The sequence below is a fragment of the Tabrizicola sp. genome (genome assembly GCF_036781545.1).
In the GTDB taxonomy this organism is placed as follows: Bacteria; Pseudomonadota; Alphaproteobacteria; order Rhodobacterales; family Rhodobacteraceae; genus Tabrizicola.
The window spans coordinates 1-7,380 of the sequence record NZ_DAIQAT010000171.1; the positions used below are offsets into that span (position 1 = coordinate 1).

Annotated in this window: 11 protein-coding genes; 4 read left to right on the forward strand and 7 right to left on the reverse strand. The window is 65.9% G+C overall.

Features of this window, described 5'->3' with window-relative positions; translation table 11 throughout:
- The 5 genes from V7Q39_RS17850 to V7Q39_RS17870 form a co-directional block, all read right to left on the reverse strand.
- Positions 1-189 (reverse strand): low affinity iron permease family protein (locus V7Q39_RS17850; protein ID WP_333817966.1); only part of this gene is annotated, 189 nt, incomplete at its 3' end.
- Positions 190-270: 81 nt separating this feature from the next.
- Positions 271-1,335: a 5-(carboxyamino)imidazole ribonucleotide synthase gene (locus V7Q39_RS17855; RefSeq protein WP_333817967.1), complete on the reverse strand. Its 1,065-nt coding sequence runs from the start codon at positions 1,333-1,335 to the stop codon at positions 271-273.
- Positions 1,328-1,807 carry a 5-(carboxyamino)imidazole ribonucleotide mutase gene (gene purE / locus V7Q39_RS17860; protein ID WP_333817968.1) on the reverse strand — a complete coding sequence of 160 codons (480 nt, stop codon included), beginning with the start codon at positions 1,805-1,807 and terminating at the stop codon, positions 1,328-1,330. Before purE ends, V7Q39_RS17855 begins: the two co-directional genes overlap by 8 nt.
- Before the next feature lie 84 nt (positions 1,808-1,891).
- The gene (locus tag V7Q39_RS17865; RefSeq protein WP_333817969.1) at positions 1,892-2,494 is read right to left on the reverse strand and encodes an OmpW/AlkL family protein; all 603 of its coding nucleotides are present in this window, start codon (positions 2,492-2,494) and stop codon (positions 1,892-1,894) included.
- Between the two features lie 127 nt (positions 2,495-2,621).
- Positions 2,622-2,840, reverse strand: a complete 219-nt coding sequence (locus V7Q39_RS17870; RefSeq protein ID WP_333817970.1) for a YdcH family protein — start codon at positions 2,838-2,840, stop codon at positions 2,622-2,624.
- 211 nt (positions 2,841-3,051) lie between these two features.
- Between V7Q39_RS17870 and V7Q39_RS17875 the strand changes: the two genes are divergently transcribed.
- The 3 genes from V7Q39_RS17875 to V7Q39_RS17885 all read left to right on the forward strand — a co-directional run bounded on the left by V7Q39_RS17875 (position 3,052) and on the right by V7Q39_RS17885 (position 4,283).
- Positions 3,052-3,495: an Hsp20 family protein gene (locus tag V7Q39_RS17875; protein WP_333817971.1), complete on the forward strand. Its 444-nt coding sequence runs from the start codon at positions 3,052-3,054 to the stop codon at positions 3,493-3,495.
- Entirely contained in the window at positions 3,492-3,719 is a 228-nt protein-coding gene (locus tag V7Q39_RS17880) for a DUF1150 family protein (RefSeq protein ID WP_294980479.1), read from the forward strand. Before V7Q39_RS17875 ends, V7Q39_RS17880 begins: the two co-directional genes overlap by 4 nt.
- Positions 3,720-3,809: 90 nt before the next feature.
- Complete coding sequence (locus V7Q39_RS17885) at positions 3,810-4,283, forward strand: cytochrome b (RefSeq protein ID WP_333817972.1); 474 nt, start codon at positions 3,810-3,812, stop codon at positions 4,281-4,283.
- Between the two features lie 98 nt (positions 4,284-4,381).
- On the opposite strand, the gene V7Q39_RS17890 is transcribed toward V7Q39_RS17885, so the two are convergent.
- A complete protein-coding gene (locus V7Q39_RS17890; protein ID WP_333817973.1) occupies positions 4,382-6,088 on the reverse strand; it encodes a bifunctional sulfate adenylyltransferase/adenylylsulfate kinase in 1,707 nt (568 codons plus the stop codon).
- Positions 6,089-6,379: 291 nt separating this feature from the next.
- On the opposite strand from V7Q39_RS17890, the gene V7Q39_RS17895 reads away from it, so the two are divergent.
- Positions 6,380-6,769, forward strand: a complete 390-nt coding sequence (locus V7Q39_RS17895) for a GFA family protein (protein WP_333817974.1) — start codon at positions 6,380-6,382, stop codon at positions 6,767-6,769.
- 7 nt (positions 6,770-6,776) lie between these two features.
- Here V7Q39_RS17895 and V7Q39_RS17900 read toward each other — a convergent pair whose 3' ends face one another.
- Positions 6,777-7,262: an RNA pyrophosphohydrolase gene (locus V7Q39_RS17900; RefSeq protein ID WP_333817975.1), complete on the reverse strand. Its 486-nt coding sequence runs from the start codon at positions 7,260-7,262 to the stop codon at positions 6,777-6,779.
- Positions 7,263-7,380 lie beyond the last annotated feature (118 nt).

Genomic DNA, 7,380 nt, shown 5'->3' on the forward strand with positions numbered 1-7,380 from the left:
CATGAGGAAGGTGACGATGGTGGTGCCGGTGTTGATCACCAGCTGCCAGGTGTCGGAAAAGCCGAAGACCGGGCCCGAGACCATCCAGACCACGACGGTCGCGACGGCCAGCAGGAAGGTTATCGGGCGCCCGGACAGCTGGGCGATCCAGCGGGCGGCGCGGGTGTAGATCGAGGATTTGCCGGTCATGGGGCACCTTGAGGTTGCTGACCGGGGCAACGCGGAAGGTGGCAAACGGTGCCCAGCAGACAGCGCGCCGGCGAGGCGAGATCAGCCGCGGGTGATCCGGTTCACATGGCCCATCTTCCGGCCCGGTCGCGGCGCGCCCTTGCCATAAAGATGCACCGCCGTATCGCGGGCCTTCAGCAGATCCGGCACCCGCAGCACATCGTCGCCGATCAGGTTTTCCATCACCACATCGGCATAGCGGTTGCCGTCGCCGAGGGGCAGGCCTGCCACCGCGCGGATATGCTGTTCGAACTGGTCGACGGTGCAGCCTTGTTGCGTCCAGTGGCCGGAGTTGTGGACGCGGGGGGCGATCTCGTTGACCAGAAGGCCCTGGGCGGTGACGAAGAGCTCCACCCCCATGACGCCGACATAGTCGAGCGCGTTCAGGATGCGGGCGGCGATCAGCACGGCATCGGCGCGGCCCGCCGGGGACAGGCGCGCGGGTACGGTGGTGGTGCGCAGGATACCCTCGCGGTGGACGTTCTCGCCGGGGTCGAAGCAGGCGACCGACCCGTCGAGACCACGGGCGGCGATGACCGAGACCTCGCGGTCGAAGGCGACGAAGCCCTCCAGCACGCAAGCGGCGCCGTTCATCGCGGCCCAGGCGGCGGGAATGTCGGCCTCGGCCTCCAGCTTGACCTGGCCCTTGCCGTCATAGCCCAGCCGCGTGGTCTTCAGGATCGCCGGATGGCCAAGCGTCTCGGCGGCGGTGCGCAGGTCGGCCTCGGAGTTCACCGCAGCCCAGGGGGCGGTCTGCAGGCCGAGATCGTTCAGGAAGCTCTTCTCGCTGATCCGGTCCTGGCTGACGGCCAGCGCCCGGCGGTTCGGGCGGATCGGCTTCAAGCTTTCAAGCAGATCGAGTGCCGAGGTGGGCACGTTCTCGAATTCATAGGTGATGACGTCGACCGAGGCCGCGAAGGCCCGTAGCGCCGTCTCGTCCTCGTAAGGCGCGGTGGTGACGCTGTGGGCAACGTCCCCCGCCGGGGCCGCGCCCGGCTCGAAGATATGGCAGCGATAGCCCAACCGGCTGGCGGCGACCGAGAGCATCCGGCCCAGTTGCCCGCCGCCCAGGATGCCGATCACCGCGCCCTGCGGCAGCTCACTCATCCTTCGGCTCCTCGGGGATCGAGGCCGACAGCGCCGCGCGCCAGGCGTCCAGCCGCTTCGCCACGGCTTCGTCCGAGACGGCAAGGATCGCCGCCGCCATCAGCCCGGCATTCGCCGCCCCGCCGATGGCCATGGTGGCGACCGGATAGCCCTTGGGCATCTGCAGGATCGAATAGAGCGAATCGACGCCCGACAGCGCCTTGGTCTGCACCGGCACGCCGATCACCGGCACCCGGGTCTTCGATGCCATCATCCCCGGCAGATGCGCCGCCCCGCCCGCGCCCGCGATGATCACCTTCAGCCCGCGGGAGACGGCGGTCTTGCCATAATCCCACAGCCGGTCGGGGGTGCGGTGGGCGCTGACGATCTTCGTCTCGTAGGCCACGCCAAGCTCATCCAGGATTTCGGCGGCGGCCTTCATCGTCGGCCAGTCGCTTTGCGACCCCATGATGATTCCGACGGATACGGCCATGCCGATGGTCCTCGCTGCCCCTCAGGGCGCGCATATACCGCCCTGCCGAAGACGGCAAGGCGGCACATGTCCGGGATCGGCCCGTCAGAACTTCATCACATAGGAGACACCAGCAACCACCGGGTCGAGGTTCACCGTGCCGATCGGCGCGCCGTCCAGCGTCACGTCCGAGTCGATGTCGATGTAGCGCAGCTCCAGCCGCAGGGCGCCCTTGTCGCTGAGCGCATAGTCGGCGCCCAAGGTCGCCGCGAGGCCCCAGCTGTCCTTGATCTTCAACTCGCCCAGATCGGAGGATTCCTCGAAGAAGGTGGTGTAGTTCAGGCCGACGCCGACGAAGGGCGTCACCTTGCCACCGGTCGGGATGTGATAGTTCAGCGAGACGGTCGGCGGCAGCTGCTTGGTCGTGCCGACGAAGGCGCCGCCCAGGGCGATGTCATGCTTGAAGGGCAGGGCGCCCAGGACCTCGATCCCCAAGTTGTCGCGGATGAAATACTCGAAGGTGATCGAGGGCCGGACGCTGTTGCCCACATCCGCCGCCGCACCGGCGAGCGTGCCGTTGCCATCTTTCGGCATCACGCTGGCCACGCCAAGGCCCAAGGTCATGTCCCCCGCCGATTGCGCCAGCGCGGGAAACGCCAGCGCGGCCGAGGCGAGGAAGGTAAACACGGAAATCTTTATTCTGGTCATCTTGCCACTCACTGCTTGTTGCCAAGCCAGTTTCTGCCTCGCGGCGACAGAAAAGATTGAGGTGGATCAAACGGCTCTCATATGGACCGCGGCATTGTGCCGCGAAGCGGCAGCGCAGGCTGTCCGGTCAGGCGATGATGTCGGGGATCATCATGTCCTCGATCTTCACGATCTGGTCCTTCAGCGCCAGCTTCTGCTTTTTCAGCCGGCGCAGGGTCAGCACGTCGGGACGGCCGGTTTCCTCAAGCGCATGGATGGCCTGATCGAGATCGCGATGCTCGCGCCGCAGGACTTCGAGCCTGATGCCAAGCATCTCGACATGGTTGAGTTCGGTGGGGGCGTTCATGGTCTGGCGAATCGGTTCCTGCCTTTCCACAAGGATATAGGAAAGCGTTCATCAAGGGTGAAGGTTTCTGCGCGAAATCGCGGCAAACGGGTGCCGGTCCCGCCTGTGCCGGGCCTTGCGGGGCGCGGCGGCGGGCCCCATATTCACTTCATGCGGTGCCTCAATGCGGGGCCGCGAAGACCGAACCGTCGCTTATGCCAAGGACTGTCCGATGACGAAACTGAGCTTTGGGGCCCATCCCTATCTTCTGGGGTTCGAGCAGCTGGAACGGCTGGTGGAACGTACCGCGAAATCGGGGGCCGAGGGCTACCCTCCGTTCAACATCGAGGCGGTGGCGGAAAACGCCTACCGGATCACGCTTGCCGTCGCGGGTTTCCGCGAGGAGGACCTGTCGATCACGGTCGAGGACCGGCAGCTGGTGGTGAGGGGCCGTCAGGCCGAGGATGCGGGGGACCGCGTGTTCCTGCATCGCGGCATCGCGGCCCGGGCGTTCCAGCGCAGCTTCGTGCTGGCCGACGGGGTCGAGGTTGCGGGGGCCACGATGGAAAACGGGCTTCTCCACGTCGATCTGCGCCGCCATGTGCCGGAGACCGTGGTGCAGACGATCCGGATCGGTCGCAAGGATGCCAGCCACAAGGAAGGGGGCAAGTCATGAACACGCCATTCAACGGGCTGCCGCAAGGGGCCGACCGTATCGTCTATGTCCGCGAGATCGCGGTGGGCGATCTGCCGGACGAGGTGCGCGAACAGGTGGGCGATGCGCAGGTGATCTGGTCGGTCCACGGGGCCGATGGTCGCCAACTGGCGCTGGTCGCCGACCGCAAGCTCGCCTTCCATCTGGCGCGGGAGCACGACTTCACGCCGGTCAGCGTGCATTGATCCCGCGTGGCGTCAGCGGCTGCTGACGGGCTTTTTGCGACGGAACCGTTACGCTCGGACGTGTCTGTTTTGTCTTGAACGGAGATCGTCGTGAAAACTACAACCGGATATTCGGGGCTGCAGATCGCGCTCCACTGGCTGATCGCCCTGCTGATCCCGCTGGCCTGGTTCTCGGGCGAAGGTGCGGAAGACGCGCTGGACGCGATCCGCGACGGTGGCACGGCAGGCTTTGTGCCGCATGTAGCCTTTGGCCTTGCGATCCTGGTGCTGGTCCTTGTGCGGCTTCTGGTCCGTCTGTCGCGGGGCGCCCCCGCGGCACCGGGTGTGCCGGGCAGTCTGGCGGTGCTGGCGGCGGACTGGGGCCACCGGCTGATCTATCTGCTGATGATCGCCGTGCCGCTGGGCGGGGTCAGCGTCTGGTTCCTGGGGCTGAGGGTTGGCGACATTCATGCGCTTGCCGCCAACCTTCTGATGCTGGTCGTGCTGGGTCATGCGTTGATGGCGCTGTTCCACCAATATGTCCTGAAGGACGGGTTGCTGCGCCGCATGATGCGGGCGGGGTGATCCGCGTGGGCAAGGGCGAGACGTGCCCGCCCTGCGATCCGTCGGGTTGAAACCAAAAGGCCGCGCCCGGAAGCGCGGCCTTTTCCATTCGCTACCGGTCAGGCCCGGATCAGACCCATCTGTTCCAGCTTCAGCAGAACCTGATGCGCGCAGTGGTCGACGTCGACATTCTCGGTGTCCACCACCAGTTCGGCTTGGGTCGGCGCCTCGTAGGGGTCGGAGATCCCGGTGAATTCCTTGATCTTGCCTTCCCGCGCCAGCTTGTACAGGCCCTTGCGGTCGCGACGCTCGCATTCCTCCAGGCTGGTCGCCACATGCACCTCGACGAAGGCGCCGAAAGCCTCGATCATCTCGCGCACCGCCCGCCGGGTGGCGGTATAGGGCGCGATCGGCGCGCAGATCGCGATGCCGCCGTTCTTGGTGATCTCCGACGCGACATAGCCGATGCGCTTGATGTTCAGGTCGCGGTGTTCCTTCGAGAAGCCCAGTTCCGACGACAGGTGCTTGCGCACCACATCGCCGTCCAGCAGCGTCACCGGGCGACCGCCCATCTCCATCAGCTTGACCATCAGCGCGTTGGCGATGGTGGACTTGCCGCTGCCCGAAAGCCCGGTGAAGAACACCGTGAAGCCCTGCTTCGACCGCGCCGGGCTGGTCTTGCGCAGTTCCGACACGACCTCGGGGAAGGAGAACCATTCCGGGATGTCCAGCCCCTCACGCAGGCGGCGGCGCAGTTCGGTGCCGGAGATGTCCAGCACTGTGGAGCCTTCCGGGATCTCGTTCGCCGGGAAATACTGCGCCTTTTCCTGCACATAGACCATGTGCTTGAAATCGACCATCTGGACGCCGATTTCTGCCGCGTGCTTGCCGAACAGTTCCTGCGCGGCATAGGGATCGTAGAAGTCCTTGCCCTGGCTGTTCTTGCCCGGCCCCGCATGGTCGCGGCCCACGATCATGTGGGTGCAGCCGTGGTTCCTGCGGATCAGCCCGTGCCACACCGCCTCACGCGGGCCGGCCATGCGCATGGCAAGGTTCAGCAGCGACAGTGCCGTGGTCTGGGCCGGATATTTGTCCAGCACCGCCTCGTAGCAGCGGACGCGGGTGAAATGGTCCACGTCGCCCGGCTTGGTCATGCCGACGACCGGGTGGATCAAGAGGTTCGCCTCGGCTTCGCGCGCGGCGCGGAAGGTCAGTTCCTGATGCGCGCGGTGCAGCGGATTGCGGGTCTGGAAGGCCACGATCTTGCGCCAGCCCAGCTTGCGGAAGAGGGCGCGCAACTCGTTCGGCGTGTCGCGGCGGGCCTTGAAATCATAGTGCACCGGCTGCTGGATGCCGATGACCGGCCCGCCCAGATAGACCGGTCCGGCCACGTTGTGCAGGTAGTTCACCGCCGGATGGGCAATGTCGTCGGCGCCGAAGACGCCCGCCGCTTCCACCGCCTTGTCGGGGCTCCATTTGTCGCTGATCGACAGGATGGCAAGGATCACGCCCTCCTGATCCCTCAGCGCGATGTCCTGGCCGGGCTCGACCTTCTCGGCGAAGGCCTCCGACACATCCAGCGTGATCGGCATCGGCCAGAGCGAGCCGTCCGCCAGCCGCATGTTGGCGACGACGCCGTCGTAATCCGCCTGCACCATGAAGCCCTTCAGCGGATGGAAACCGCCGTTCATCAGCAGCTCCAGATCGCAGATCTGGCGCGGGGTCAGGTCCCAGGACGGCAGTTGCGCAGCCTCGACCTTCAGCTTCTGAGCCGAGTCGTAGGAGACGTAAAGCTCGGGGATCGGGGCGTGGTTCTGAAGCGACATGGGGACAACCTTTCAGCGCGGAGCAGCCGCATTTGCGCGGGTCCGTAGCCCGGACAAGGGGCCGGATTCAAGCGGATGCCGGGGAGTCGCGGAAGATAAGGCGGAAATCGCGGGGCCTCCGGCGCTGGCGGGCAACGGTTCTGCGTTGCGGCAAGGGCGCGGGCCAAAATTCTGCGAGCTGGCCGCTGGCGTCCCCTGGGGCGGAACGCTGTCCTTCGGGGCGGTCTGGAAGGAAGGACTTGCCAAGCGCAGAGGACAGGCGCCCAATGGTCCGGCAACCCGGAGGCCGCCATGATCGCCCCCTTTACCGGTCGCTGCCTGTGCAGGGCGGTGACCTTCCGCTGCGATGCCCTGCCGCTCTGGCAGTCGCATTGCCATTGCGAAAGCTGCCGCCGGGCGACCGCCTCGCCCTTCACCTCGTTCCTGGGGGTGCGCAACGGCACCTGGGCTTGGACTGGCGAGACGCCTGCCAGCTATACCTCCTCGCCCGGCGTCTGGCGCGACTTCTGCCCGCATTGCGGCACGCAGATGGCCTATCGCAGCGACCGCTGGCCGGATGAGATGCATTTCTACGCAGCGACCCTGGACGATCCCGCAGCCTACCAGCCCACGGCACATTCCCATGCCAGTGAAAGGCTGCCCTGGATTCATCTGTCCGACGGGCTGGCGCTGGAAGAATGACCGCCCGTCAGGCCAGATAGGCCCGGAAGCTGCGGATGACGGCCTCGTAGACCGCGCGCTTGAAGGGAACGATGCTTTCCACCATCTCGTCGGCCAGGATCCAGCGCCAGGTGGAAAACTCCGGATGCTCGGTCGCGATCTTCACGTCCGCATCCTGCCCCGTGAAGCGGAACAGGAACCATTTCTGCTTCTGCCCCCGATACTTGCCGCCCCAGACCTTGCCCAGCAACTCGGGCGGCAGGTCGTATGTCACCCAGCCATGGGTCTTGCCGACGAATTCCACCTTGTCGCGGGTGACGCCGGTTTCCTCCCACAGCTCGCGATAGGCGGCCTCGCGCGGCTTCTCGCCCTCGTCAATCCCGCCCTGCGGCATCTGCCAGGCGGGGTTGGGGCTGTCGATCCGCTGGCCCGCGAAGACCATGCCGCGGGCGTCGATCAGCACGACGCCCACGCAGGGCCGGTAGGGCAGGGTTTCCGGATCGACCAAGCTTATTTCTCGCCTTCCGGTGCGATGGCGGTCAGGCCCTTGATGATGTCGACGGCATAGGCCAGCTGATAATCCTCGTCGCGCAGCTTGGCCGATTCCTCGGCATGCTGCTGCTCTTCCAGAT

Bases quoted from the DNA above. Each gene is read 5' to 3' on its own strand.
- V7Q39_RS17855 (WP_333817967.1), bottom strand. From the start codon at position 1,335: ATGAGTGAGCTGCCGCAGGGCGCGGTGATCGGCATCCTGGGCGGCGGG.
- purE (WP_333817968.1), bottom strand. From the start codon at position 1,807: ATGGCCGTATCCGTCGGAATCATCATGGGGTCGCAAAGCGACTGGCCG.
- V7Q39_RS17865 (WP_333817969.1), bottom strand. From the start codon at position 2,494: ATGACCAGAATAAAGATTTCCGTGTTTACCTTCCTCGCCTCGGCCGCG.
- V7Q39_RS17870 (WP_333817970.1), bottom strand. From the start codon at position 2,840: ATGAACGCCCCCACCGAACTCAACCATGTCGAGATGCTTGGCATCAGG.
- V7Q39_RS17875 (WP_333817971.1), top strand. From the start codon at position 3,052: ATGACGAAACTGAGCTTTGGGGCCCATCCCTATCTTCTGGGGTTCGAG.
- V7Q39_RS17880 (WP_294980479.1), top strand. From the start codon at position 3,492: ATGAACACGCCATTCAACGGGCTGCCGCAAGGGGCCGACCGTATCGTC.
- V7Q39_RS17890 (WP_333817973.1), bottom strand. From the start codon at position 6,088: ATGTCGCTTCAGAACCACGCCCCGATCCCCGAGCTTTACGTCTCCTAC.
- V7Q39_RS17895 (WP_333817974.1), top strand. From the start codon at position 6,380: ATGATCGCCCCCTTTACCGGTCGCTGCCTGTGCAGGGCGGTGACCTTC.